21 protein-coding genes are annotated in these 24,647 nt (G+C 72.2%); all 21 read left to right on the top strand.

Translation table 11 applies throughout. The annotated features are described in order from the left end of the window. The first annotated feature begins 22 nt into the window (after positions 1–22). The 21 genes from nrtL to atpA all read left to right on the top strand — a co-directional run bounded on the left by nrtL (position 23) and on the right by atpA (position 24,640). Positions 23–1,234, top strand: a complete 1,212-nt coding sequence (nrtL, locus tag ACSUPT_RS20655; protein ID WP_436945233.1) for an ArgS-related anticodon-binding protein NrtL — start codon at positions 23–25, stop codon at positions 1,232–1,234. A 16-nt stretch (positions 1,235–1,250) separates the two neighbouring features. Further along, positions 1,251–2,642, top strand: a complete 1,392-nt coding sequence (lysA, locus tag ACSUPT_RS20660; RefSeq protein ID WP_361658815.1) for a diaminopimelate decarboxylase — start codon at positions 1,251–1,253, stop codon at positions 2,640–2,642. Between the two features lie 106 nt (positions 2,643–2,748). Then, entirely contained in the window at positions 2,749–4,038 is a 1,290-nt protein-coding gene (locus ACSUPT_RS20665; protein ID WP_404144699.1) for a homoserine dehydrogenase, read from the top strand. 7 nt (positions 4,039–4,045) lie between these two features. Next, the gene (thrC, locus tag ACSUPT_RS20670) at positions 4,046–5,116 is read left to right on the top strand and encodes a threonine synthase (protein ID WP_403498649.1); all 1,071 of its coding nucleotides are present in this window, start codon (positions 4,046–4,048) and stop codon (positions 5,114–5,116) included. A gap of 514 nt (positions 5,117–5,630) precedes the next feature. Further along, complete coding sequence (thrB, locus tag ACSUPT_RS20675; protein WP_351965790.1) at positions 5,631–6,548, top strand: homoserine kinase; 918 nt, start codon at positions 5,631–5,633, stop codon at positions 6,546–6,548. A 423-nt stretch (positions 6,549–6,971) separates the two neighbouring features. After that, positions 6,972–9,023, top strand: a complete 2,052-nt coding sequence (gene rho / locus ACSUPT_RS20680) for a transcription termination factor Rho (RefSeq protein ID WP_436945235.1) — start codon at positions 6,972–6,974, stop codon at positions 9,021–9,023. Positions 9,024–9,274: 251 nt separating this feature from the next. Continuing rightward, positions 9,275–11,062: a trypsin-like serine protease gene (locus tag ACSUPT_RS20685; RefSeq protein ID WP_436945237.1), complete on the top strand. Its 1,788-nt coding sequence runs from the start codon at positions 9,275–9,277 to the stop codon at positions 11,060–11,062. A gap of 224 nt (positions 11,063–11,286) precedes the next feature. Beyond that, on the top strand, positions 11,287–12,375 hold the full coding sequence (locus tag ACSUPT_RS20690; protein WP_436945239.1) for an LCP family protein: 1,089 nt from the start codon (positions 11,287–11,289) through the stop codon (positions 12,373–12,375). A 194-nt stretch (positions 12,376–12,569) separates the two neighbouring features. Next, complete coding sequence (rpmE, locus tag ACSUPT_RS20695; RefSeq protein WP_023586542.1) at positions 12,570–12,791, top strand: 50S ribosomal protein L31; 222 nt, start codon at positions 12,570–12,572, stop codon at positions 12,789–12,791. A 137-nt stretch (positions 12,792–12,928) separates the two neighbouring features. After that, positions 12,929–14,005, top strand: a complete 1,077-nt coding sequence (gene prfA, locus ACSUPT_RS20700; protein WP_351965786.1) for a peptide chain release factor 1 — start codon at positions 12,929–12,931, stop codon at positions 14,003–14,005. A gap of 115 nt (positions 14,006–14,120) precedes the next feature. Next, positions 14,121–15,002 (top strand): peptide chain release factor N(5)-glutamine methyltransferase, encoded by an 882-nt coding sequence (gene prmC, locus ACSUPT_RS20705; RefSeq protein ID WP_351965785.1) that lies wholly within the window; start codon positions 14,121–14,123, stop codon positions 15,000–15,002. A gap of 145 nt (positions 15,003–15,147) precedes the next feature. Further along, positions 15,148–15,795 carry an L-threonylcarbamoyladenylate synthase gene (locus ACSUPT_RS20710; RefSeq protein WP_351965784.1) on the top strand — a complete coding sequence of 216 codons (648 nt, stop codon included), beginning with the start codon at positions 15,148–15,150 and terminating at the stop codon, positions 15,793–15,795. Then, positions 15,792–16,430 (top strand): protein-tyrosine-phosphatase, encoded by a 639-nt coding sequence (locus tag ACSUPT_RS20715; protein ID WP_351965783.1) that lies wholly within the window; start codon positions 15,792–15,794, stop codon positions 16,428–16,430. Before ACSUPT_RS20710 ends, ACSUPT_RS20715 begins: the two co-directional genes overlap by 4 nt. Before the next feature lie 115 nt (positions 16,431–16,545). Further along, positions 16,546–17,832, top strand: a complete 1,287-nt coding sequence (gene glyA, locus ACSUPT_RS20720) for a serine hydroxymethyltransferase (RefSeq protein ID WP_436945241.1) — start codon at positions 16,546–16,548, stop codon at positions 17,830–17,832. A 221-nt stretch (positions 17,833–18,053) separates the two neighbouring features. Beyond that, a complete protein-coding gene (locus tag ACSUPT_RS20725; RefSeq protein ID WP_399216801.1) occupies positions 18,054–19,451 on the top strand; it encodes an MraY family glycosyltransferase in 1,398 nt (465 codons plus the stop codon). Between the two features lie 261 nt (positions 19,452–19,712). Beyond that, on the top strand, positions 19,713–20,150 hold the full coding sequence (locus tag ACSUPT_RS20730; protein WP_361658842.1) for a hypothetical protein: 438 nt from the start codon (positions 19,713–19,715) through the stop codon (positions 20,148–20,150). Between the two features lie 225 nt (positions 20,151–20,375). Continuing rightward, the gene (gene atpB / locus ACSUPT_RS20735; protein WP_351965779.1) at positions 20,376–21,185 is read left to right on the top strand and encodes a F0F1 ATP synthase subunit A; all 810 of its coding nucleotides are present in this window, start codon (positions 20,376–20,378) and stop codon (positions 21,183–21,185) included. Between the two features lie 79 nt (positions 21,186–21,264). Further along, the gene (gene atpE, locus ACSUPT_RS20740; RefSeq protein ID WP_023586533.1) at positions 21,265–21,507 is read left to right on the top strand and encodes an ATP synthase F0 subunit C; all 243 of its coding nucleotides are present in this window, start codon (positions 21,265–21,267) and stop codon (positions 21,505–21,507) included. Positions 21,508–21,549: 42 nt separating this feature from the next. After that, on the top strand, positions 21,550–22,092 hold the full coding sequence (locus ACSUPT_RS20745) for a F0F1 ATP synthase subunit B (protein ID WP_351965778.1): 543 nt from the start codon (positions 21,550–21,552) through the stop codon (positions 22,090–22,092). Then, positions 22,089–22,904: a F0F1 ATP synthase subunit delta gene (locus ACSUPT_RS20750; RefSeq protein ID WP_351965777.1), complete on the top strand. Its 816-nt coding sequence runs from the start codon at positions 22,089–22,091 to the stop codon at positions 22,902–22,904. The genes ACSUPT_RS20745 and ACSUPT_RS20750 overlap by 4 nt, the downstream gene beginning before the upstream one ends. 137 nt (positions 22,905–23,041) lie before the next feature. After that, positions 23,042–24,640, top strand: coding sequence for a F0F1 ATP synthase subunit alpha (gene atpA / locus ACSUPT_RS20755; protein ID WP_351965776.1), 1,599 nt, complete (start codon positions 23,042–23,044; stop codon positions 24,638–24,640). Positions 24,641–24,647: the final 7 nt, after the last annotated feature.

A 24,647-nucleotide genomic window follows, 5' to 3' on the forward strand; every position in this document is an offset into this window, starting at 1 on the left:
CCTCCTCGCCTACGCTTGTCCCGTGACCCCCGCCGACCTCACGCTCACCGTGCTGCACGCCGTACGACGTGCCGTCGGTGACGGGGTCCTAGCCATACGCGACGTGCCCTCCCGCGTCACCGTCGAGCGCCCCCGCCCCGGTGGCCGCGGCGACTGGACCACCAACGCCGCCCTTCAGCTCGCCCGCCCCGCCGCCCTCCCGCCCCGGCAGGTCGCCGAGGTGCTGCGCGAGCGCCTCCTCGACGCCCCCGGCATCGAGCGCGTCGACATCACCGGCCCCGGCTTCCTCAACCTCACCCTCCGCCCCGACGCCCGCGCCGCAGCCGGCCGCCTCCTCGTCCAGCGCGTACGGGAGGAAGGGCTCCGGTACGGGTACGGGGACGCCCTCAGCCGGTTGCCCGAGGCCCAGGTCCGGTTCGCGCTCCCGTACGGCGCCGATCTGCGGCAGCAGGTACTCACCCACACCGTCGTCGCCCTGCTCCGGTCCCAGGGCGCCCCGGCCCGCCTCGTCCAGCCCGACGCCCCCCGCCTCGCCCAGCCCGGCACCCCGCAAGCCGTCGCCCCGCATCTGCACGTCCCCGGCCACGGCACCCCACACGAGGGCACCCCGCCAGCCGCCGCCCCCCAGTCCGACGCCCCCAGCCACGGCACCCCCAGCCACGGCACCCCCCAGCCCGGCACCCCCCAGCCCGGCACCCCCCAGCCCCCCGCCCCCCACACCCAGCCGCTCCGTCTCCGCCCCCACCCCGCGCACTACGACGTCGCCGCTGTCCTCCCGCCCGACGCCCAGCGGTGGGCCATGCTGCGGCCCGCGGCCCACGACCGGGTCCTCGACCCGGAGCCCCTCCTCCGCCTCACGGAGTCGAGTGGCAACACCCTCTTCACCGTCCAGTACGCCCACGCCCGCGCCGCCGCGCTGCTCCGCAACGCCGCCGACCTGGGCTTCGGGCCCGCGTACGACGAGGACGTCCACGCCCAGGAGCTGGTCACCGCGCTCGGCGACCACCCCTCCGTCCTGCTCGCCGCCGCCCGGCAGCACGCCCCCGACCGGCTCGCCCGGCATCTGGAGGCGCTCGCCGACGCGTTCCTCGGGTTCCAGCACACGGTGCTGCCCCTCGGTGAGGAGAAACCCTCGGCCGCCCACCGCTCCCGGCTCGCCCTCGCCGAAGCCGCCGGGACGGTGCTGGCCGGCGGCCTGTCCCTGCTCGGCGTCAGCGCCCCCGCCCACCTCTGACCGCAGTGAGAGAGACATGAGCCGTTCCGCACACCCCGCCGGGCCCCGCCACGCCGACGTCCTGCCCGAGGGCCACTACAGCGCTCCGCCCGCCGACCTCAACCACCTGGACGAGAAGGTCTGGTCCCGCACCGTCCGGCGCGGCGACGACGGCGTCCTGACCGTGGCCGGCATTCCCGTCACGGACCTCGCCGAGGAGTTCGGGACACCCGCGTACATCCTCGACGAGGCCGACTTCCGGGCCCGCTGCCGCGCCTGGGCCGAGGCGTTCGGCGCGGACGCCGACGTGTTCTACGCGGGCAAGGCGTTCCTCTCCCGCGCCGTCGTGCGCTGGCTGCACGAGGAGGGCCTCAACCTCGACGTCTGCTCCGGCGGCGAACTCGCCACCGCGCTCTCCGCCGGCATGCCCGCCGAGCGCATCGCCTTCCACGGCAACAACAAGACCGAGTCCGAGATCCGCCGGGCCGTCGAGGCCGGGGTCGGGCGGATCGTCCTTGACTCCTTCCAGGAGATCGTGCGCGTCGCCCACATCGCGCGGGACCTCGGCGCCCGGCAGCGCGTGCAGATCCGGGTGACGGTCGGAGTCGAGGCGCACACCCACGAGTTCATCGCCACCGCGCACGAGGACCAGAAGTTCGGCATCGCCCTCGCCGGCGGGCAGGCCGCCGAGGCCGTGCGCCGCGCCCTCCAGCTCGACTCGCTGGAACTGGTCGGCATCCACTCGCACATCGGGTCGCAGATCTTCGACATGGCCGGCTTCGAGGTCGCCGCCCGCCGGGTCGTGTCGCTCCTCGCCGAGGTGCGCGACGAGCACGGCGTCGAGCTGCCCGAGATCGACCTCGGCGGCGGCCTCGGTATCGCGTACACCCCGGACGACGACCCGCGCGAGCCGCAGGAGATCGCCAAGGCGCTCGGCGAGATCGTCCGCCGCGAGTGCGACGCCGCCGGGCTCGCCACACCGCGCATCTCCGTCGAGCCGGGCCGCGCCATCGTCGGCCCGACGGCGTTCACCGTGTACGAGGTCGGCACCGTCAAGCCGCTGGAGGGGCTGCGCACGTACGTCTCCGTCGACGGCGGCATGTCGGACAACATCCGCACCGCCCTGTACGACGCCGAGTACAGCGTCTCCCTCGTCTCGCGGGCCTCCGACGCCGAGCCGATGCTGTGCCGGGTCGTCGGCAAGCACTGTGAGAGTGGCGACATCGTCGTACGGGACGCGTTCCTCCCGGCCGACCTCGCGCCGGGCGATCTGATCGCCGTGCCGGCCACCGGCGCCTACTGCCGTTCCATGGCCAGCAACTACAACCACGCGCTCCGCCCGCCCGTCGTGGCCGTCTCCGACGGTGCGGCGCGGGTGATCGTCCGGCGCGAGACGGAGGAGGATCTCCTGCGTCTCGATGTCGGCTGATGAAATAGATGTCTCAAAATCCGGACGATGGATAGAAACTCCCGTTCGGTGAGTGAGACTGGACCACCGTAGAAATACGCGGAAAGACAGGAAACGAGGTCGGATGATGCGTACGCGTCCGCTGAAGGTGGCGCTGCTGGGCTGTGGTGTGGTCGGCTCAGAGGTGGCGCGCATCATGACGACGCACGCCGACGACCTCGCCGCGCGCATCGGCGCCCCGGTCGAACTGGCCGGGGTCGCCGTGCGCCGCCCCTCGAAGGTCCGCGAGGGCATCGACCCGGAGCTGATCACCACCGACGCCACGGCCCTGGTCAAACGCGGCGACATCGACGTGGTCGTCGAGGTCATCGGCGGCGTCGAGCCCGCCCGTACGCTGATCACCACCGCGTTCGAGCACGGCGCGTCCGTCGTCTCCGCGAACAAGGCGCTCCTCGCCCAGGACGGTGCGGCCCTGCACGCCGCCGCCGAGGAGCACGGCCGGGACCTGTACTACGAGGCGGCCGTCGCGGGCGCGATCCCGCTGATCCGGCCGCTGCGCGAATCCCTCGCCGGCGACAAGGTCAACCGCGTCCTGGGCATCGTCAACGGCACGACGAACTTCATCCTCGACAAGATGGACACCTCCGGCGCCGGCTACTCGGAGGCGCTGGACGAGGCCACCGCCCTCGGCTACGCGGAGGCCGACCCGACCGCCGACGTGGAGGGCTTCGACGCCGCCGCGAAGGCCGCCATCCTCGCCGGCATCGCCTTCCACACCCGCGTGCGCCTCGACGACGTGTACCGCGAGGGCATGACCGAGGTCACCGCCGCCGACTTCGCCTCCGCCAAGCGCATGGGCTGCACCATCAAGCTGCTCGCGATCTGCGAGCGGGCCGCGGACGGCGAGTCCGTCACCGCGCGCGTGCACCCCGCGATGATCCCGCTCAGCCACCCCCTGGCCTCCGTGCGCGGCGCCTACAACGCCGTGTTCGTGGAGTCCGAGGCGGCCGGGCAGCTCATGTTCTACGGTCCGGGCGCCGGCGGTGCGCCGACCGCGTCCGCCGTACTCGGCGACCTGGTCGCCGTCTGCCGCAACCGCCTGGGCGGCGCGACGGGCCCCGGCGACTCCGCGTACACCCAGCTGCCCGTGAGCCCCATGGGCGACGTGGTCACGCGGTACCACATCAGCCTCGACGTGGCCGACAAGCCGGGCGTGCTCGCCCAGGTGGCGACGGTCTTCGCCGAGCACGGGGTGTCGATCGACACCGTCCGCCAGCAGGGCAAGGACGGGGAGGCGAGCCTCGTGGTCGTCACCCACCGCGCACCCGACGCGGCCCTCAACGGGACGGTCGCGGCGCTGCGCCAGCTCGACACCGTGCGCGGTGTCGCCAGCATCATGCGTGTTGAAGGGGAGTAGAGGACCCATGACCAGCAAGGGCACCCACCAGTGGCGCGGCATCATCGAGGAGTACCGGGACCGCCTTCCGGTCACGGACACGACGCCGGTCGTCACGCTCCGTGAGGGTGGTACGCCTCTCGTCCCCGCGCAGGTCCTCTCCGAGCGCACCGGTTGCGAGGTGCACCTGAAGGTCGAGGGCGCCAACCCCACCGGTTCCTTCAAGGACCGCGGCATGACGATGGCCATCACCCGCGCCAAGGAGGAGGGTGCCAAGGCGGTCATCTGCGCCTCCACCGGCAACACCTCCGCCTCCGCCGCCGCCTACGCGGTGCGCGCCGGGATGGTCTCCGCCGTCCTCGTCCCGCAGGGCAAGATCGCGCTCGGCAAGATGGGCCAGGCGCTGGTCCACGGCGCGAAGATCCTCCAGGTCGACGGCAACTTCGACGACTGCCTCACGCTGGCCCGCGCGCTCTCCGACAACTACCCGGTGGCGCTGGTCAACTCGGTGAACCCGGTGCGCATCGAGGGCCAGAAGACCGCCGCGTTCGAGATCGTCGACATGCTCGGCGACGCCCCCGACATCCACGTGCTGCCCGTCGGCAACGCCGGCAACATCACGGCGTACTGGAAGGGGTACACCGAGTACGCCAAGGACGGCGTCGCCTCGCGCACCCCGCGCATGTGGGGGTTCCAGGCGTCCGGTTCCGCGCCGCTGGTGCGCGGCGAGGTCGTCAAGGACCCCTCGACCATCGCCACCGCGATCCGCATCGGCAACCCGGCCTCCTGGAGCCACGCGCTGGCCGCGCGCGACGAGTCCGGCGGCTTCATCGACGAGGTGACGGACCGTGAGATCCTGCGCGCCTACCGGCTGTTGGCCGCGCAGGAGGGCGTCTTCGTGGAGCCGGCGTCCGCCGCGTCCGTCGCCGGTCTGCTGAAGGCCGCCGAGCAGGGCAAGGTCGATGCGGGCCAGACCATCGTCTGCACGGTCACCGGCAACGGCCTGAAGGACCCCGACTGGGCGGTCGCGGGCGCCCCGCAGCCCGTCACGGTCCCGGTCGACGCGGTCGCCGCCGCCGAGCGCCTCGGCCTGGTCTGAGCCGTACGGCCCCGAGGGCCCGGCCCCACCGGCCGGGCCCGCACCGGGAGCCCCCGCCGGCCGGGCCCGCCGGGCGCCTCGCGCCGGGACGGGCACCGCCCCGGCGGGGCGCCACCGCAGGAAGGCCGCACCGGACGCACCCCGGCACCGGACGCACCCCGGCACCGGACGCACCCCGGCACCGGGAGCACCCCGCGGCGCCGACGCCGCCGGTGCGCGCCGCCCCCCGACGCGCACCGCCCGGCACCGGGAGCGGCCAGGTCATCGAGGAGCACGGCGCGGCACGCGACACGCATCGTGCGCCTCCCGTGCGCCCTATGTCGCGGCAGAACCTTCCTTCGATAGGCTGTACCGAACCCACCCCGCCGCATCTGCCGCGGGTGACGCCGCCGTTGGTGACCGCCGAAACGGCCCCGGGTCCCCGTACGTCTGAGCCAAGCCCTCGCAGTCCCCCGCCCATCCCCACCCCGCAGGTCACCCCCGCAGGTCCAGATCCAAGGAGAGTCAACGAGCGATGGCCGGTCCCGCGTTCCGCGCCGCCGCCGTACGAGTGCGCGTCCCCGCCACAAGCGCCAATCTCGGCCCGGGCTTCGACGCCCTGGGCCTCGCGCTGGGTCTGTACGACGACGTCGTCGTCCGGGTCGCCGACTCCGGGCTGCACATCGACATCGCCGGCGAGGGCGCCGACACGCTGCCGCGCGACGAGAGCCACCTCCTCGTACGCTCCCTGCGCACCGCGTTCGACCTGCTCGGCGGGCAGCCCCGCGGCCTCGAGGTCGTCTGCGCCAACCGCATCCCGCACGGCCGCGGCCTCGGCTCGTCCTCCGCCGCCATCTGCGCCGGCATCGTCGCCGCCCGCGCCGTGACCATAGGCGGCGAGAGCCGGCTCGACGACGCCGCGCTGCTGGAGCTCGCCACCGAGATCGAGGGCCACCCGGACAACGTCGCCGCGTGCCTGCTCGGCGGCTTCACCCTCGCCTGGACCGAGGGCGGCACGGCCCGCGCCATCCGGATGGACCCGGACCGCTCGGTCGTCCCGGTCGTCTTCGTACCGTCGAACCCGGTCCTCACCGAGACGGCCCGCGGCCTGCTGCCCCGCGCCGTCCCCCATGTGGACGCCGCCGCCAACGCCGGCCGCGCCGCGCTGCTCGTCGAGGCCCTGACCAGGCGCCCCGAGCTGCTGCTGGCCGCCACCGAGGACCGGCTGCACCAGGAGTACCGGGCCCCCGCGATGCCCGAGAGCATCGCCCTTGTGAACCGGCTGCGGGCGGACGGCATCCCCGCGGTCATCTCCGGCGCGGGCCCGACGGTGCTCGCGCTGGTCGAGGACGGCGCGGCGGACAAGGTCGCGCTGCTGGCCGGAGAGGGCTGGGCGGCGAACCGGCTCGCCCTCGACGCCGCCGGTGCGAGCGTGCTGCCGCTCGCGCCGTAGCGCCGCCCGGCGGGACCCGCCGCGGCGCTGGATCGCCGGATACACGGATTGCCGGTGTGTGAGAGGGGGAATGTTTGTTGGAGCCGGTAGTGTTAACCTCAAGTCTGCACCCGACGTCTTTGTGGCGCGGTGCTGCGTGTCCCCGTCAGGGACCACCATTCTTCCGGGAGCCTCCCAAACTGCCTGAGCAGCCTGCCTGAGCAGTTTCGAGCACGCTCCGGAACCGGCGCGCGTCCCCCCTCGCTTTTCCCAGGAGAGGGCCGGGCAGGGGGCCTCGGGCCGGACCCACGCACGTTATTTCTTCTGCCGCCGAATCCCGGCGGAACCACCGCCCCGGCACGGACCCACATCAGGGCCGAGGCCGGACAGCACAACCGGTCGCCGAGCCAGAAGGCCGACGTCCGCTCCAGGGAAGGACCCTTCGTGAGCGACACCACCGATCTGATGGGCGTGACTGCCGACAAGACTGTCGACACGACCGCGCCCGCCGCAGGTGCTGCCACTGGCACCACCTCACGGCGCCGCCGCTCCGGCACCGGCCTCGAGGGCATGGTCCTGGCCGAGCTGCAGCAGGTCGCGTCCGGCCTCGGCATCAGGGGCACCGCGCGGATGCGCAAGAGCCAGCTGATCGAGGTCATCAAGGAAGCCCAGGCCGGGGGCGGCGCGTCCGCGCCGAAGGCCACAGAGTCCGGCACCGCCGAGACCAAGCCCAAGCGCCGCGCCACCTCCCGCACCCGTACGGGCGACGAGGCCGGCAAGGCCGCCGAGAGCGCGGAGGCGGCCGGCGCCGGTACCGCGAAGGCGGAGAAGGCCGAGAAGGCCGACAAGGGCGTCGCGCAGCAGCAGATCGAGATCCCCGGCCAGCCGTCGCCGAAGCAGGAGCAGGGCGACGAGGCCGCGGGCGAGCGCCGCCGGCGCCGCGCCACCGCCCCGGCCGGCGCTCCCGCCGCCGAGGCCGAGGCCCGCGCCGAGACCCGTACCGAGGTCCGCACGGAGGCCCGTCCCGAGGGCCAGGAGGCCCGTACGGCCGAGTCCGACACCGCCGAGGGCCGCCGCGAGCGCCGCGAGCGCCGTGACCGCGACCGCGACCGCGGTGAGCGGGGCGACCGCGGTGACCGCCAGCGCGACCGCCAGGGCCGCGGCAAGGGCGACGACCAGCAGGGCGGCCAGCGCCAGCAGCGCCAGGGCGCGCCGCAGGGCCAGTCCGGCCCGCAGGACGACGGCTACGACGACGAGGCGGGCGGCCGCCGGGGCCGTCGCGGCCGCTACCGCGACCGCCGCGGCCGTCGCGGCCGCGAGGAGTTCGCCGGCGAGCCGCAGGTCTCCGAGGACGACGTCCTGATCCCCGTCGCGGGCATCCTGGACATCCTCGACAACTACGCGTTCATCCGGACCTCCGGCTACCTGCCCGGCCCGAACGACGTGTACGTCTCCCTCGCGCAGGTCCGCAAGTACGGGCTCCGCAAGGGCGACCACATCACGGGTGCCGTGCGCCAGCCGAAGGAGGGCGAGCGCCGCGAGAAGTTCAACGCGCTGGTCCGCCTCGACTCCGCCAACGGCATGGCCGCCGACTCCGGCCGGGGCCGTCCCGAGTTCAACAAGCTGACCCCGCTCTACCCGCAGGACCGGCTCCGCCTGGAGACCGACCCGGGTGTGCTCACCACGCGGATCATCGACCTGGTGTCGCCGATCGGCAAGGGCCAGCGCGGTCTGATCGTGGCCCCGCCGAAGACCGGCAAGACCATGATCATGCAGGCGATCGCCAACGCGATCACCCACAACAACCCCGAGTGCCACCTGATGGTCGTCCTCGTCGACGAGCGTCCGGAAGAGGTCACCGACATGCAGCGGTCGGTGAAGGGCGAGGTCATCTCCTCGACCTTCGACCGCCCCGCCGAGGACCACACCACCGTCGCCGAGCTGGCCATCGAGCGCGCCAAGCGCCTCGTGGAGCTGGGTCACGACGTGGTCGTCCTGCTCGACTCGATCACCCGCCTGGGCCGCGCGTACAACCTCGCGGCGCCCGCCTCCGGCCGCATCCTGTCCGGTGGTGTCGACTCGACCGCGCTGTACCCGCCGAAGCGCTTCTTCGGTGCCGCGCGGAACATCGAGGACGGCGGCTCGCTGACCATCCTCGCCACCGCGCTGGTCGACACCGGCTCGCGCATGGACGAGGTGATCTTCGAGGAGTTCAAGGGCACCGGCAACATGGAGCTCAAGCTCGACCGGAAGCTCGCCGACAAGCGCATCTTCCCGGCCGTCGACGTCGACGCCTCGGGCACGCGCAAGGAGGAGATCCTGCTCGGCAGCGAGGAGCTCGCCATCGTCTGGAAGCTGCGCCGGGTGCTGCACGCGCTCGATCAGCAGCAGGCGATCGAGCTGCTGCTCGACAAGATGAAGCAGACGAAGTCGAACGCCGAGTTCCTGCTGCAGATCCAGAAGACGACCCCGTCGTCCGGCAACGGCAACGACTGACGCCTTCCCCTCGCGGTATCCGGCCGCCCCGCCGTCACCTCGGTGACCGCGGGGCGGTTTCGCGTTGTACGATCAGCCCGTCGTAGTGGGGGGGAACGTATTTGCGAATGCGCCCACTGAGTTGGCGGAGCCATGCCCTGAAGCGCCGGGCGGCTGAAGCGTCGTCGCGTGGGCCGTGCCGTGCACGTTCACCCCGACTGACGCCTCCGGTGGCCGACTCCTCCCCGCTGACACACCGAGAGGAGTTCTGAGTGACATCTGCCCAGTGGAGGGCGCGTACCGCCCTTCCCGCGGCCGCCGCCGCACTCGCCCTGAGCGGCGCGCTGCTCGGCGCCGCGCCCGCCCAGGCCGCGGAGCCCGTCCCGGCCCCGGCCAAGCAGAACGCCGGGAAGGCCCAGGGCCCGTCCAAGGCCGAGCTGCTGGAGCGCCTCAAGGGCTCGGTCGCCGACTTCAACGACGGCGAGGCCGACCCGACCCCGGCGCAGGAGAAGGAGGCCGACCAGGCCCCCGCCTCCGGCACCAAGGAGTCGTACATCATCGGCGGCACGCCCGCCACCAGCACCGAAGCGCCGTGGATGGTGCAGCTGCACTACTACGACGACCAGGGCACCGCCGACGAGGCGGACGACGAGGGCTACTTCTGCGGTGGCTCCCTCGTCGCCCCCAACAAGGTCCTCACCGCCGCGCACTGCGTGTACGGGCTGGACTGGGCGACCAACGGCGTCATCGTGGCCGGGACCACCCAGATCCCGACGACGACGGCGACCGGCGAGCCGGACCTGCACGGCGGCCGCATGGCGTACATCGAGCGCACCTGGCTGAGCCCGACGTACGACAACGCCAACCTCACCGGCGGCGACGTCGCGGTCCTCACGCTGGACCACGCGCTGCCGTACAAGTCGCTCCAGCTCACGCAGAGCGGCGACACGGCCTCGTACCGCGAGGGCACGCAGGCGACCGTCTACGGCTGGGGCCGCACCAGCTCCACCAGCCAGGACGGCTCGCAGACGCTGCAGAAGGCCGTCGTGCCGATGCGCAGCGACGCGACCTGCTCGTCGTACTTCCAGGGCGACTTCGTCGCCGGCCAGATGACCTGCGCGGGCAACCCGGCCACCGGCCAGGACGCCGGCACCGTCTCGCCGTGCAACGGCGACTCGGGCGGCCCGCTCGTCGTGGGCGGCCGCATCGCCGGTGTCGTCTCCTGGGGCGTCCAGGACTGCGTCGAGACCGGCGCGTACGGGGTCTACGCCAAGACCAGCACGTACGTCGGCCAGGTCAACGCGCGGATCAACGACACGGACCTCGACTGGGACGGCCGCGCGGACCTGTTCGCCCGCACGTCCACCGGCGACGGGTACGAGTACTACTCGCGCGGCACCACGCTCGGCGGCCGTGAGTACATCGGCGACTTCAGCGCCTACAACCTGGTCCGCCAGGCCGACCTCGACCGGGACGGCAACCAGGACTACCTGTACCGCACCACCGGCGGCGTCCTGAAGTGGTTCCACTTCAACGGCGTGGACGAGTACGTGGAGTACACCGTCGGCTCCGGCTGGGGCGCCATGAAGAACATCGTGGTCCCCGGCGACATGACCGGCGACGCGCTGCCCGACCTGCTCGCGCAGGACAAGAGCGGCTACCTGTGGCTGTACCCGGGCCGCGGCAACGGCACCTTCGGCGCCCGCGTCAGCGTCGGCTCCGGCTGGGGCGTCATGACCCTCGCCGGCAAGGGCGACTACACCGGCGACGGCAAGCCCGACATGCTGGCCCGCGACACCTCGGGCCGCCTGTGGGTGTACCCGGGCCGGGGCACCGCCACGGCGACGTTCACCACCCGCGTCCTGGCCGGCACCAGCGGCTGGAACTTCACCGCGTACGCCGCCACCGGCGACGTCAACGGTGACGGCAAGGCCGACCTGCTGGCCCGCGACTCGGCCGGCGTGCTCTGGCTGTACCAGGGCCGCGGCTCCTCCTCGGCGCCGTTCGTCCCGCGCGTCAAGATCGGCTCCGGCTGGAACGCCTTCAACCTCTTCGGCTGAGCGAACCGGCCCCCCGGCCACCGGAACCGGCGCCTCCGGGCCGCGCCCGACCGGACCCCTCCCGCACGGGAGGAACCCTGTGCCCGCCGTGCCCCGCACGGCGGGCACAGCCGTACCCCGGCACCCGCCGCGCCCCGTGCAACCCTTTCCCCCGGTCCGCCGTCTGACCGGATGCCTTCGCGGGAACCCGCGGGAGTGCACGGGGCGAGGGGATCGAGGAGACCATGGGCGAGCAGGGCAAGGGCGGGATATCCGGCGCCGGGGAAGGCGCCGGCGGACCGAGGGGGGCCCGGCGCGGCCTGGCCCTCGCCGTCTGGTCGCTGGCGGCCCTGGCGCTGCTCGGCGGAGGCGGCGCCGGCTACGCGTACCTGAGGCTCGACGGCAACATCGAGAGCGTCGACATCAACACCCAGCTCGGCGACGAGCGCCCCATGGACGTGGAGGACGGCTCCCTCGACATCCTCGTCCTGGGCTCCGACTCCCGCTCCGGCGCGAACCGCGCGTACGGCCGCGACGAGGGCGCCGCCCGCTCCGACACCGCGATGGTCGTCCACCTCCACGAGGGCCGCACCAAGGCCAGCGTCGTCTCCATCCCGCGCGACACCCTGATCACCCGCCCCGAGTGCGCCCGCCGCGACGGGGGCAGCGAGCCCGCCGCGTACCGGGCCATGTTCAACACCGCGTACGAGGTCGGCGGCCCCGCCTGCGCCGTGAAGACCGTCGAGCAGATGACCGGCATCCGCATGGACCACTACGTCGAGGTCGACTTCACCGGCTTCAAGAAGCTCATCGACGAGCTGGGCGGCGTCCAGGTCACCACCACCCGGCCCATCAAGGACCCCAGCAGCCATCTCGACCTCCCCCAGGGCACCCACACCCTCGACGGCGAGCAGGCCCTCGGCCTGGTCCGCACCCGCAAGGGCGTCGGCGAGGGGAGCGACCTCGGCCGCATCCAGCTCCAGCAGGCGTTCGTCAAGGCCCTGATCGACCAGGTCGGCAGGGTCGGCGTCCTCACCAGCCCGCAGAAGCTGTGGGGCCTCGCCGACACCGCCACCAAGGCGATCACCCCCGACTCCGAGCTGGACAGCGTCACCGAGCTCGCCGCCCTCGCCCGCGGGCTCTCCGGCCTCGGCGCGGACGACGTCCACATGATCACCATGCCGGTCCGGTACGACACGGTCGACCCCAATCGCGTCGTCCCCGCCGACGTCCAGGCGCAGCAGGTGTGGCAGGCCCTGCGCCTGGACCGGCCCGTCCCGGCCTCCGCCACCCGCGACACGGCCACGGGCGACGCCGCCGGCGTCGTCCGCTGACCCGCGGGGACGGCCCCGCCCCCGCGGGGCGCGCGCCCTCGCGCGAAAGGCGCGGCGCGCGGGGTGGAATACCACGGCCCCCACCCCGGTTTTGGGAGATACGGCCGGTCCTGGCAGACTGGTACGTCGGCCCCGGTTCACGCACCCGCATCCCGCGGAGGCGACCCGGAGCCCTCCCGAAACTAGGAGACACCTTGAAGCGCGACATCCACCCCGAGTACGTCGAGACCCAGGTCAGCTGCACCTGCGGCGCGTCGTTCACCACCCGTAGCACGATCGAGGGCGGCACCATCCGTGCCGAGGTCTGCTCCGAGTGCCACCCGTTCTACACGGGCAAGCAGAAGATCCTCGACACCGGTGGCCGTGTGGCCCGCTTCGAGGCCCGCTTCGGCAAGGCTGCCGGCTCGAAGAAGTAGCGAGCCGTACCGCCGGTCTCCGGTCGTCCGTCGGACGGCCGGGACCGGCTTTTTGGTCGGGGGTCCGGGGTCACCCCCCGGACCGCCCCGTCTCCCGCAGCAGCCCCCTCATCTACACCCCACTCCAGGAGCCCCCGATGTTCGAGGCGGTCGAGGAACTGGTCGGCGAGCACGCCGACCTCGAGAAGAAGCTCGCCGACCCTTCGGTCCACGCCGACCAGGCCAACGCGCGCAAGCTCAACAAGCGCTACGCCGAGCTGACCCCGATCGTGGCGACCTACCGCTCCTGGAAGCAGACCGGCGAGGACATCGAGACCGCCCGCGAGTTCATCGCCGACGACCCCGACTTCGCCGCCGAGGTCAAGGAGCTGGAGAAGCGCCGCGAGGAGCTCACCGACAAGCTCCGGCTGCTGCTCGTCCCGCGCGACCCCAGCGACGACAAGGACGTCATCCTCGAGATCAAGGCCGGAGCGGGCGGCGACGAGTCCGCGCTCTTCGCCGGCGACCTCCTGCGGATGTACCTGCGGTACGCCGAGCGCGTCGGCTGGAAGACCGAGATCATCGACGCCACCGAGTCGGAGCTGGGCGGCTACAAGGACGTCCAGGTCGCCGTGAAGACCAAGGGCGGCAACGGCGCGACCGAGCCCGGCCAGGGCGTCTGGGCCCGGCTGAAGTACGAGGGCGGGGTGCACCGCGTCCAGCGCGTGCCCGCCACCGAGTCGCAGGGCCGCATCCACACCTCCGCCGCCGGCGTCCTCGTCACGCCCGAGGCCGAGGAGATCGACGTCGAGATCAACCCCAACGACCTGCGGATCGACGTCTACCGCTCGTCGGGCCCCGGCGGCCAGTCCGTCAACACGACCGACTCCGCCGTGCGCATCACGCACCTGCCGACCGGCGTCGTCGCCTCCTGCCAGAACGAGAAGAGCCAGCTCCAGAACAAGGAGCAGGCCATGCGCATCCTCCGCTCCCGCCTGCTGGCCATGGCGCAGGAGGAGGCCGAGCGCAACGCCGCCGACGCCCGCCGCAGCCAGGTACGCACGGTCGACCGGTCGGAGAAGATCCGCACGTACAACTACCCCGAGAACCGCATCTCGGACCACCGCGTGGGCTTCAAGGCCTACAACCTGGACCAGGTGCTCGACGGTGACCTCGACGCCGTGATCCAGGCGTGCGTCGACGCCGACGCCGCGGCGAAGCTCTCCGCGGCCTGAGCCCCGCGCGCCGGGCCCGCGTGAGCCCGGCACCGACGCGGTAGCCGGCCCCCGGGCCGGGCGCCGCGCCCGATCCCGTCACCCGCCCCGTACGACCAGCAGCCCGGAGGACCACGTGCAGCAGAATTCCGGGGGGAGAACCCCGAGCCCCCGCAGCCTGCTGCTGGCGGAAGTCGCCCAGGCCACCCAGCGCCTGGCCGACGCCGGCGTGCCCTCGCCGCGCTTCGACGCGGAGGAGCTCGCCGCGTTCGTGCACGGTGTGAAGCGCGGTGAGCTGCACCTCGTCAAGGACACCGACTTCGACGCCCGCTACTGGGAGGCCGTGGCGCGCCGCGAGGCCCGCGAGCCGCTCCAGCACATCACCGGCCGGGCGTTCTTCCGCTACCTGGAGCTCCAGGTCGGCCCCGGCGTCTTCGTGCCGCGCCCCGAGACCGAGTCGGTCGTCGGATGGGCCATAGACGCCGTACGGGCCATGGACGTCGTCGAGCCGCTCATCGTCGACCTGTGCTCCGGCTCCGGCGCCATCGCCCTCGCCATGGCCCAGGAGGTGCCGCGCTCCCGCGTGCACGCCGTCGAGCTGTCCGAGGACGCCCTCGTGTGGACCCGGCGCAACGCCGAGGGCACCCGGGTCACCGTCCACCACGGCGACGCCCTCACGGCGCTCCCCGAGCTGGACGGCCAGGTCGACCTGGTGATCTCCAACCCGCCGTACATCCCGCTCACCGAGTGGGAGTACGTGGCGCCCGAGGCCCGCGACCACGATCCGCAGATGGCGCTGTTCTCCGGCGAGGACGGCCTCGACGTGATCCGGGGCATCGAGCGCACCGCGCACCGGCTGCTGAGGCCCGGCGGCCTCGTCGTCGTCGAGCACGCCGACACGCAGGGCGGCCAGGTGCCGTGGATCTTCAACGAGGAGGCCGGCTGGACCGACGCCGCCGACCACCCCGACCTGAACAACCGCCCCCGCTTCGCGACGGCCCGCAAGGCGACGCCATGACGGCCGTACGGCAGGGGCACGGTGCCCGCCGCGCGCGGGCGCACCACCGGGCGCACCAGGCGCCCGCGACGACCGGGCCGAAGGGCGGCGGTGCCCGCAGCGTCCCGGTAGTGAACCGAGAGACCGAAACTGGGAGGGCCCGCTGATGGCACGGCGATACGACTGCAACGACGCGACCGACCGCTCGACGGGCCTGCGCGAGGCCGCGTCCGCCGTCCGCCGCGGCGAGCTCGTCGTGCTGCCGACGGACACGGTGTACGGCATCGGCGCGGACGCCTTCAGCCCGGAGGCCGTCGCCGACCTGCTCGACGCCAAGGGCCGCGGCCGCAACATGCCCACGCCCGTCCTCATCGGCTCGCCGAACACCCTGCACGGCCTGGTCACGGACTTCTCCGAGAAGGCCTGGGAGCTCGTCGACGCGTTCTGGCCCGGCGCCCTCACGCTGGTCGCCCGGCACCAGCCGTCCCTGCAGTGGGACCTGGGCGACACCCGCGGCACGGTCGCCGTCCGCATGCCGCTGCACCCCGTGGCGATCGAGCTGCTGACCGACGTCGGCCCGATGGCCGTGTCGTCCGCCAACCTGACGGGCCACCCGGCGCCGGAGGACTGCGACGCCGCGCAGGGCATGCTCGGCGACTCCGTCTCCGTGTACCTGGACGGCGGCCCCACGCCCGGCATCGTGCCCTCCTCGATCGTGGACGTCACACGCGAGGTGCCGGTGCTGCTGCGCGCGGGCGCGCTGTCCGTGGAGGAGCTGCGCAAGGTCGTACCCGACCTCGAGGTGGCCAATTGACCGCCCCTGAGGGGCGTGGCATAGGCACGGCGAGCACGTTCCGCATCCTCCACGTCAGCACCGGCAACGTCTGCCGCTCGCCCATCACCGAGCGGCTGACGCGGCACGCCCTGCGCGACCGCATCGGCGACCCGGCGGGCTGCGGCCTGATCGTGGAGAGCGCCGGCACGTGGGGGCACGAGGGCGCGCCGATGGAGGCCAACGCCGAGACCGTCCTCGCGGACTTCGGCGCGGACGCCAGCGGCTTCGTCGGCCGCGAGCTGATCGACGAGCACGTCATCCGCGCCGACCTGGTGCTCACGGCGACCCGCGACCACCGCGCCCAGGTCATATCGATGGGCCACAGCGCGGGGCTGCGGACGTTCACGCTCAAGGAGTTCACCCGGCTCGTACGGGCGATAGACCCCACGACGCTGCCCGACCCCGAGGCCGACGGCGTCGTGGCGCGGGCCCACGCCCTGGTGCAGGCCGCGGCGGCGCTGCGCGGCTGGCTGCTGGCGCCCAACGCCGAGGCGGACGAGGTGAACGACCCGTACGGCGCGCCCATCACGTTCTTCCGCTCGGTGGGCGACGAGATCAACCAGGCCCTGGAGCCCGTGGTGACCGCCCTGACGGGGGTCCCCGCACGCCGCTGAGCGGCCCGAGCACGCCGGCGGGCGGCCCGCCGGACCCCGGCCTACAGTGGAGGGGGACCGGGGGGCCCGCCCACGCCTGAAGCGCCTCGTGCGCCCGGAGCGCCTGGAGCCACGCATGCCGCTCACCGCCGGAGTCGACGAAGCCCCCGCGACCGAGGAGGCCCCCGGCGCCCCGTACGGGCCGGACGCCGGCGCCCTGCGCCGCCAGGACCCCGAAATCGCCGACGTACTGGACGGGGAGGCGCGCCGCCAGGAGGACTCCCTCCAGCTGGTCGCCGCCGAGAACTTCACCTCCCCGGCCGTGCTCGCCGCGCTCGGCTCCCGGCTGGCCAACAAGTACGCCGAGGGCTACCCCGGCCGGCGCCACCACGGCGGCTGCGAGTACGCCGACACCGCCGAGCGGCTCGCCGTCGAGCGGGCGTGCGCCCTCTTCGGCGCCGACCACGCGAACGTCCAGGCCCACTCCGGGTCGTCGGCCGTGCTGGCCGCGTATGCGGCGCTGCTGCGCCCCGGGGACACCGTCCTCGCCATGGGCCTCGCCCACGGGGGCCACCTGACGCACGGGTCGCCGGTGAACTTCTCCGGCCGCTGGTTCGACTTCGTCCCCTACGGCGTCGACGCGGAGAGCGGGCTCGTCGACCTGCACCAGGTGCGCGCCCTGGCGCGGCAGCACCGGCCGAGGGCGATCGTGTGCGGCTCGATCTCGTATCCGCGCCACCTGGACTACGCCGAGTTCCGCGACATCGCCGACGAGGCCGGGGCGGCGCTGATCGTGGACGCCGCGCATCCGATCGGGCTGGTCGCCGGGGGAGCGGCGCCCAGCCCGGTGCCGTACGCGGACGTCGTGTGCGCGACGACCCACAAGGTGCTGCGCGGCCCGCGCGGCGGTCTGCTGCTGTGCGGGGACGAGCTGGCGGAGCGGATCGACCGGGCGGTGTTCCCGTTCACGCAGGGCGGCGCCCAGATGCACACCGTCGCCGCCAAGGCGGTCGCCTTCCGCGAGGCGGCGACGCCCGCCTTCCGGACCTACGCCCACCAGGTCGTCGCGAACGCGCGGTTGCTGGCCGAGCGGCTGGCCGCGCTGGGCTTCGCGGTGACGACCGGCGGCACGGACACCCACCTGATCACCGCCGACCCGGCCCCGCTCGGCGTGGACGGCCGCACCGCGCGCGCCCGGCTCGCGGCGGCGGGCATGGTCGTCGACACCTGCGCCCTGCCGTACGGGGACGGGCGCGGCATCCGCTTCGGCACGGCGGCGGTGACCACGCAGGGGATGGGCGCCGCGGAGATGGAGCAGGTGGCGGGGCTGTTCGCGCAGGCCCTGCGCGAGGGCGCGGAGACGGGCGCCGTACGGGCCGCGGTGCGGGAGCTGGCGGGGCGGTTCCCGCCGTACGGGCGGTAGCGGACGTCCCGCACGGCAGGGCGGCCGGCCCGTGCGGCCGAAGCGTTCGGCCGTCCGTGCGGAGGGGGCGCGCCACCCGGTTCCGACGGGCCCGGAAGGCCGTGTGCGACCGCGCGCCGGGCCGTGTGCAACCGTGCGGCGCCCCCGTGTGTCCCACACCATGGAGGCGGCGCGACTAGGGTGTGGGGCTGAGATGGCCAGCTATTCCTGTGGGGCAGCCCGTGCGTGATTACCTGCTGACGCTCTGCATCACGGCCGCGGTGACCTATCTGCTCACCGGGCCGGTGCGGAAGTTCGCCATCGCGGCGGGCGCGATGCCCGAGATCCGCGCACGCGACGTGCACCGCGAGCCGACGCCCCGGCTCGGCGGCATCGCCATGTTCTTCGGGCTGTGCGCGGGCCTGCTCGTCGCGGACCACCTGGACCGCCTGAACAGCGTCTTCACCCTGTCCAACGAGCCGCGCGCGCTGCTCTCCGGAGCCGCGCTGATCTGGCTGATCGGCGTCCTGGACGACAAGTTCGAGATCGACGCGCTGATCAAGCTGGGCGCGCAGATGATCGCGGCGGGCGTGATGGTCATGCAGGGTCTGACGATCCTGTGGCTGCCGATCCCGGGCGTCGGCACGGTCAGCCTCACCCAGTGGCAGGGGACGCTGCTGACGGTCGCGCTGGTGGTGCTGACCATCAACGCGGTGAACTTCGTGGACGGCCTCGACGGCCTGGCCGCCGGCATGGTGTGCCTCGCCGCGTCGGCGTTCTTCCTGTACGCGTACCGGATCTGGTTCGGGTACGGGATCGAGGCCGCCGCGCCCGCGACGCTCTTCGCCGCCGTGCTGATGGGCATGTGCCTGGGCTTCCTGCCGCACAACATGCACCCGGCGCGGATCTTCATGGGCGACTCGGGTTCGATGCTGATCGGCCTGGTGCTGGCGGCGTCGGCGATCTCCATCACGGGCCAGGTGGACCCGGACTCGCTGGCGCTCTTCGAGGGCTCGACCCGGGAGGCGACGCACGCCGCGCTGCCGGTCTTCATGCCGCTGCTGCTGCCGCTGACGATCATCGCGATCCCCATGGCCGACCTCTTCCTGGCGATCGTCCGGCGCACCTGGAACGGCCAGTCGCCGTTCGCCGCCGACCGGGGCCACCTGCACCACCGGCTGCTGGAGATCGGCCACTCGCACAGCCGCGCGGTGTGGATCATGTACTTCTGGTCGTCGCTGATCGCGTTCGGGACGCTGACCTACTCCGTTCACTCCGCGTCCATGTGGATCATCCTGCCGATCGTGGCGCTGAGCGCGGTGGGCCTGGTGCTCCTGCTGCTGCCCCGCTTCCAGCCCCGTGCGCCGCGCTGGGCGGAGTCGTTCGTGCCGCCCCGGTACCGGCGCCGCAAGGTCGACCCGCAGGCCGTGGAGGGGCCCCTGACGGGCGTTGCCGACACCGCCGGGGCGTCCGGTGCGCACGGGGCCGACGGGATGCGAGAGGCCCGTGACGCCGACGCGGCGCAGGGGGAGGGCGAGACGGACGGTCCGCGCCGGTACCCGGCCGGGGTCAACGGAGCGACCGCGATCGGCGCCCGATCGCACCTGCCCGAACGGCGGAAGGCCGGAACCCCCGGTTGACGAAAAGCCCAAGCGGGCGCATTACCAGACATAGCCCCTGCTTGTCGTGCACACACGCGCAGGACCACTCTCATGTGTGAGCGTCAGCACACGTTCGGGTAAAGACCTCTTCAAATAGTTTGTGATACCGTTCACGAGACCCGGCGACAGTGCCGAGGGGCCGCCGTGCGACGGCCCGTTGGCGTCGAGATCTGACTCGGACCGGGCCTACGCTCGTCCATGACGACACCACTGCCCCCACCAGCAAGCGGAGATGCCGCCATGCCGTCCAACGACATCCGCACCGTCCTGCCCGCCGCCGTACCCACGCTCGTCGTCGGCGCCGTCGGCACCGCGGTGAGTGCCGTCGTCGCCGGCGGCAAGGGAGCCATCGGAGGCGTCGTCGGAACGCTCGTCGTCGTCCTGTTCATGGGTGTCGGACTGGTGGTGCTGCAGCGCACGGCCAAGTCGCTGCCGCAGCTCTTTCAGGCCATGGGCCTGATGCTCTACGTGGCTCAGCTGCTTCTGCTCTTCGTGTTCCTGACGATGTTCAAGAACACGACGCTGTTCGATTTCAAGGCCTTCGCCTTCACCCTGCTCGCGGCCACGGTCACGTGGATCACCGCGCAGGCGCGGAGCTGGATGAAGGCCAAGATCCTCTACGTCGACCCGGCCGCAGGGCAGGGCGGAACGCCCGCCAAGAGCGGGTCCTCGGCGTGAGAGGTAGGGCCGGGATAAAGAGCCCCTCGCGATGCTGCTATCGTCCGATGCCAAATGCGGCACTGCGGGCGCGGCCATCCGAGCAGGCGCCTGTCCCAGCGCGACGCTCGACGCCTAGCCGCCGCCCCCTTATCCGTAAGACCAGTCCAGTGCCGACCCGCGGCTGCGTGCCGCGCCGACACAACGAGGTTGCCGTACCTATGCGCCACGCTGAAGGAGCCCGCGGTGAGTGCTGACCAGACGCTTGCCTTCGACCCGAGCTGTCATCTGTTCACCGGATGCGGCTTCCCGGCTCCGGGCCTCCACTCGTTCCTGTTCGAGCCCATCGCCACGGTCGGCGGCTTCGAGATCGACAAGCCGATGCTGCTGGCGCTGCTCGGCTCCGTCATCATCGTCGGCTTCTTCTGGGCCGCCTTCGCCAAGCCGAAGGTCGTGCCGGGCAAGCTCCAGATGGTCGGCGAGGCCGGGTACGACTTCGTCCGGCGCGGGATCGTCTACGAGATCATCGGCAAGAAGGACGGCGAGAAGTACGTCCCGCTGATGGTGTCGCTGTTCTTCTTCGTCTGGATCCTCAACGTCTGGTCGATCGTCCCGCTGGCCCAGTTCCCGGTGACGTCGGTCATCGCGTACCCGGCCGCGCTGGCTCTGATCGTCTACGTCGTCTGGGTCGGCCTCACGTTCAAGAAGCACGGCTTCGCGGGCGGCTGGAAGAACATCCTCGGCTACGACAAGAGCCTCGGCGCCATCCTCCCGCTGGTCATGGCCCTGGAGTTCCTCTCCAACCTGATCATCCGGCCCTTCACCCACGCGGTCCGTCTCTTCGCGAACATGTTCGCCGGTCACATGCTGCTCGTGATGTTCGGCCTGGCGAGCTGGTACCTGCTGAACGGCCTCGGCGTGGTCTACGCCGGCGCCTCGTTCGTGATGGTCGTCGTGATGACCGCCTTCGAGCTCTTCATCCAGGCCGTCCAGGCGTACGTCTTCGTGCTTCTGGCCTGCAGCTACATCCAGGGCGCGCTCTCCGAGCACCACTGAGCCAGGCCCGCATCCACAGAACCGCAATCGTCCGGTGGCCAACCCCCACCGGGTCATTGAAAGAGAAGGAAGATCCGGCATGTCCGTTCTCCAGACCCTCGCCGCCGAGAACACCGTCTCCGGCAACGTCAACGCCGTCGGTTACGGCCTCGCCGCCATCGGCCCCGGTGTCGGCGTCGGCATCATCTTCGGTAACGGCACCCAGGCCCTCGCCCGTCAGCCCGAGGCGGCCGGCCTGATCCGTACCAACCAGATCATGGGTTTCGCCTTCTGTGAGGCGCTCGCCCTCATCGGCATCGTCATGGGCTTCGTCTTCCAGTAAGCCGGATTCGACAGCCCCACACCATTCACGGAAGGCACTGATGTGAACGCTCTGTTCCTTGCGGCGGCGGAGGAGCAGCCTCCGATCATCCCGCATCTCGACGAGCTCGTCGTCGGTCTGATCGCCTTCGCCATCGTCTTCGGCTTCCTCGCCAAGAAGCTCCTCCCGAACATCAACAAGGTTCTGGAAGAGCGTCGTGAGGCCATCGAGGGCGGGATCGAGAAGGCCGAGTCGGCCCAGATCGAGGCCCAGAGTGTGCTTGAGCAGTACAAGGCTCAGCTCGCCGAGGCCCGCCATGAGGCCGCGCGTCTGCGCCAGGAGGCACAGGAGCAGGGCGCCGCGATCATCGCCGAGATGAAGGCGGAAGGCCAGCGTCAGCGCGAGGAGATCGTCGCCGCCGGTCACGCGCAGATCGAGGCCGACCGCAAGGCGGCCGCCGCCGCTCTGCGGCAGGACGTCGGCAAGCTCGCCACCGACCTGGCCGGCAAGCTGGTCGGCGAGTCCCTCGAGGATGTCGCCCGCCAGAGCCGCACCATCGACCGCTTCCTCGACGAGCTCGAGGAGAAGGCCGAGGCCGCCCGATGAACGGAGCGAGCCGCGAGGCACTGGCTGCCGCGCGTGAGCGACTCGACGCGCTGACCGACAACACGTCGGTCGACGCGGGGAAGCTCGCCGAGGAGCTGGCCGCCGTCACCGCGCTGCTCGACCGCGAGGTGTCGCTGCGTCGGGTCCTCACCGACCCGGCGCAGGCCGGAGAGGCCAAGGCCGGCCTGGCCACGCGACTGCTGAGCGGTCAGGTGGGCGGCGAGACCGTCGACCTGGTCTCCGGCATGGTCCGTTCCCGCTGGTCCCAGTCGCGCGACCTGGTCGACGCGATCGAGGAGCTGGCGGACACCGCGGACCTCACCGCGGCCCAGAAGGACGGCGCCCTCGACGACGTCGAGGACGAGCTGTTCCGGTTCGGCCGGATCGCGACCTCCAGCCCCGAGCTGCGGGCCGCGCTGACCGACCGGGCCGCCACGGCCACCGCCAAGGGCGAGCTGCTGCGCCGCCTCCTCGGCGGCCGGTCCCACGCGGCGACCGAGCGGCTGATCGTCCGCCTGGTCACCCAGCCGCGGGGACGTAGCCTGGAGGGGGGCCTCGAGTCCCTGTCCAAGCTGGCCGCGGCGCGCCGGGACCGGATGGTCGCGGTCGTCACGTCCGCCGTACCGCTCACCGACCAGCAGAAGCAGCGCCTCGGCGCGGTGCTGGCCAAGATGTACGGCCGCCCGATGCACCTGAACCTCGACGTGGACCCCGCGGTCCTCGGCGGGATCTCGGTGCGGATCGGCGACGAGGTCGTCAACGGCACGATCGCCTCCCGCCTCGACGAGGCGTCGCGGCGACTGGCCGGCTGACCGCAGACCAGGTCACCAAACCCAACAAGCGTTACCTACGGCCCGGTTGGGCCGTGCACAGGATGCAGAAGTTCTGGGGGGAGCCCCCAGATCCCCCAAAGAGACTTCGGGCCCAACAAGGAGAGCAGGGAACCCAGATGGCGGAGCTCACGATCCGGCCGGAGGAGATCCGGGACGCGCTGGAGAACTTTGTCCAGTCGTACAAGCCGGACGCGGCCTCGCGCGAGGAGGTCGGTACGGTCAGCCTTGCCGGCGACGGCATCGCGAAGGTCGAGGGCCTGCCCTCGACCATGGCCAACGAGCTGCTGAAGTTCGAGGACGGCACCCTCGGCCTCGCCCTCAACCTCGAGGAGCGCGAGATCGGTGCCATTGTCCTCGGTGAGTTCAGCGGCATCGAAGAGGGCCAGTCGGTCCAGCGCACGGGCGAGGTCCTGTCCGTCGCCGTCGGTGAGGGCTACCTGGGTCGCGTCGTCGACCCGCTCGGCAACCCGATCGACGGCCTCGGCGAGATCGAGACGTCCGGCCGCCGCGCCCTCGAGCTGCAGGCCCCCACGGTCATGCAGCGCAAGTCGGTGCACGAGCCGATGGAGACGGGCTACAAGGCCGTCGACGCGATGACCCCGATCGGCCGTGGTCAGCGTCAGCTGATCATCGGCGACCGCCAGACCGGCAAGACCGCCCTGGCCGTCGACACGATCATCAACCAGCGTGACAACTGGCGCACCGGCGACCCGAAGAAGCAGGTCCGCTGCATCTACGTCGCCATCGGCCAGAAGGGCTCCACCATCGCGTCCGTCCGCGGCGCGCTGGAGGAGGCCGGCGCCCTGGAGTACACGACCATCGTCGCCGCCCCGGCGTCCGACCCGGCCGGCTTCAAGTACCTGGCGCCCTACACCGGCTCCGCCATCGGTCAGCAGTGGATGTACGAGGGCAAGCACGTCCTCATCGTCTTCGACGACCTGTCGAAGCAGGCCGACGCCTACCGCGCCGTGTCGCTGCTGCTGCGCCGTCCGCCGGGCCGCGAGGCCTACCCGGGCGACGTCTTCTACCTGCACTCCCGTCTGCTGGAGCGCTGCGCCAAGCTCTCCGACGACATGGGCGCCGGTTCGATGACCGGTCTCCCGATCGTCGAGACCAAGGCCAACGACGTCTCGGCGTTCATCCCGACCAACGTCATCTCCATCACCGACGGCCAGTGCTTCCTGGAGTCCGACCTGTTCAACGCCGGTCAGCGCCCGGCCCTGAACGTCGGTATCTCCGTGTCGCGAGTCGGTGGCTCGGCCCAGCACAAGGCCATGAAGCAGGTCTCCGGCCGGCTCCGCGTCGACCTGGCCCAGTTCCGCGAGCTGGAGGCGTTCGCCGCCTTCGGTTCCGACCTGGACGCCGCGTCGAAGGCCGCCCTGGAGCGCGGTAAGCGCATGGTCGAGCTGCTGAAGCAGCCGCAGTACCAGCCGATGTCGACCGAGAACCAGGTCGTCTCCGTCTGGGCCGGCACCACCGGCAAGATGGACGACGTCCCGGTCCAGGACATCCGCCGCTTCGAGACGGAGCTGCTGGACTTCCTGCACCGCGAGCACAAGTCGCTCATGACGTCGATCCGCGAGGGCGGCAAGATGTCGGACGAGACGCTCGACAAGGTCGCGGAGTGCATCGCCGACTTCAAGAAGCAGTTCGAGACCTTCGACGGCAAGCTGCTCGGCGAGGACGCCCCGGCCACCGTCAACGTCTCCAAGTGACGACGGA

Source organism: Streptomyces sp. SudanB25_2051 (genome assembly GCF_964272635.1).
Lineage (GTDB): Bacteria > Actinomycetota > Actinomycetes > Streptomycetales > Streptomycetaceae > Streptomyces.

Coding starts and splice junctions, on each gene's coding strand:
- lysA (WP_361658815.1), top strand. CDS start 1,251: ATGAGCCGTTCCGCACACCCCGCCGGGCCCCGCCACGCCGACGTCCTG.
- ACSUPT_RS20665 (WP_404144699.1), top strand. CDS start 2,749: ATGCGTACGCGTCCGCTGAAGGTGGCGCTGCTGGGCTGTGGTGTGGTC.
- thrC (WP_403498649.1), top strand. CDS start 4,046: ATGACCAGCAAGGGCACCCACCAGTGGCGCGGCATCATCGAGGAGTAC.
- thrB (WP_351965790.1), top strand. CDS start 5,631: ATGGCCGGTCCCGCGTTCCGCGCCGCCGCCGTACGAGTGCGCGTCCCC.
- ACSUPT_RS20690 (WP_436945239.1), top strand. CDS start 11,287: ATGGGCGAGCAGGGCAAGGGCGGGATATCCGGCGCCGGGGAAGGCGCC.
- prfA (WP_351965786.1), top strand. CDS start 12,929: ATGTTCGAGGCGGTCGAGGAACTGGTCGGCGAGCACGCCGACCTCGAG.
- ACSUPT_RS20710 (WP_351965784.1), top strand. CDS start 15,148: ATGGCACGGCGATACGACTGCAACGACGCGACCGACCGCTCGACGGGC.
- glyA (WP_436945241.1), top strand. CDS start 16,546: ATGCCGCTCACCGCCGGAGTCGACGAAGCCCCCGCGACCGAGGAGGCC.
- ACSUPT_RS20730 (WP_361658842.1), top strand. CDS start 19,713: ATGCCGTCCAACGACATCCGCACCGTCCTGCCCGCCGCCGTACCCACG.
- atpE (WP_023586533.1), top strand. CDS start 21,265: ATGTCCGTTCTCCAGACCCTCGCCGCCGAGAACACCGTCTCCGGCAAC.
- ACSUPT_RS20750 (WP_351965777.1), top strand. CDS start 22,089: ATGAACGGAGCGAGCCGCGAGGCACTGGCTGCCGCGCGTGAGCGACTC.
- atpA (WP_351965776.1), top strand. CDS start 23,042: ATGGCGGAGCTCACGATCCGGCCGGAGGAGATCCGGGACGCGCTGGAG.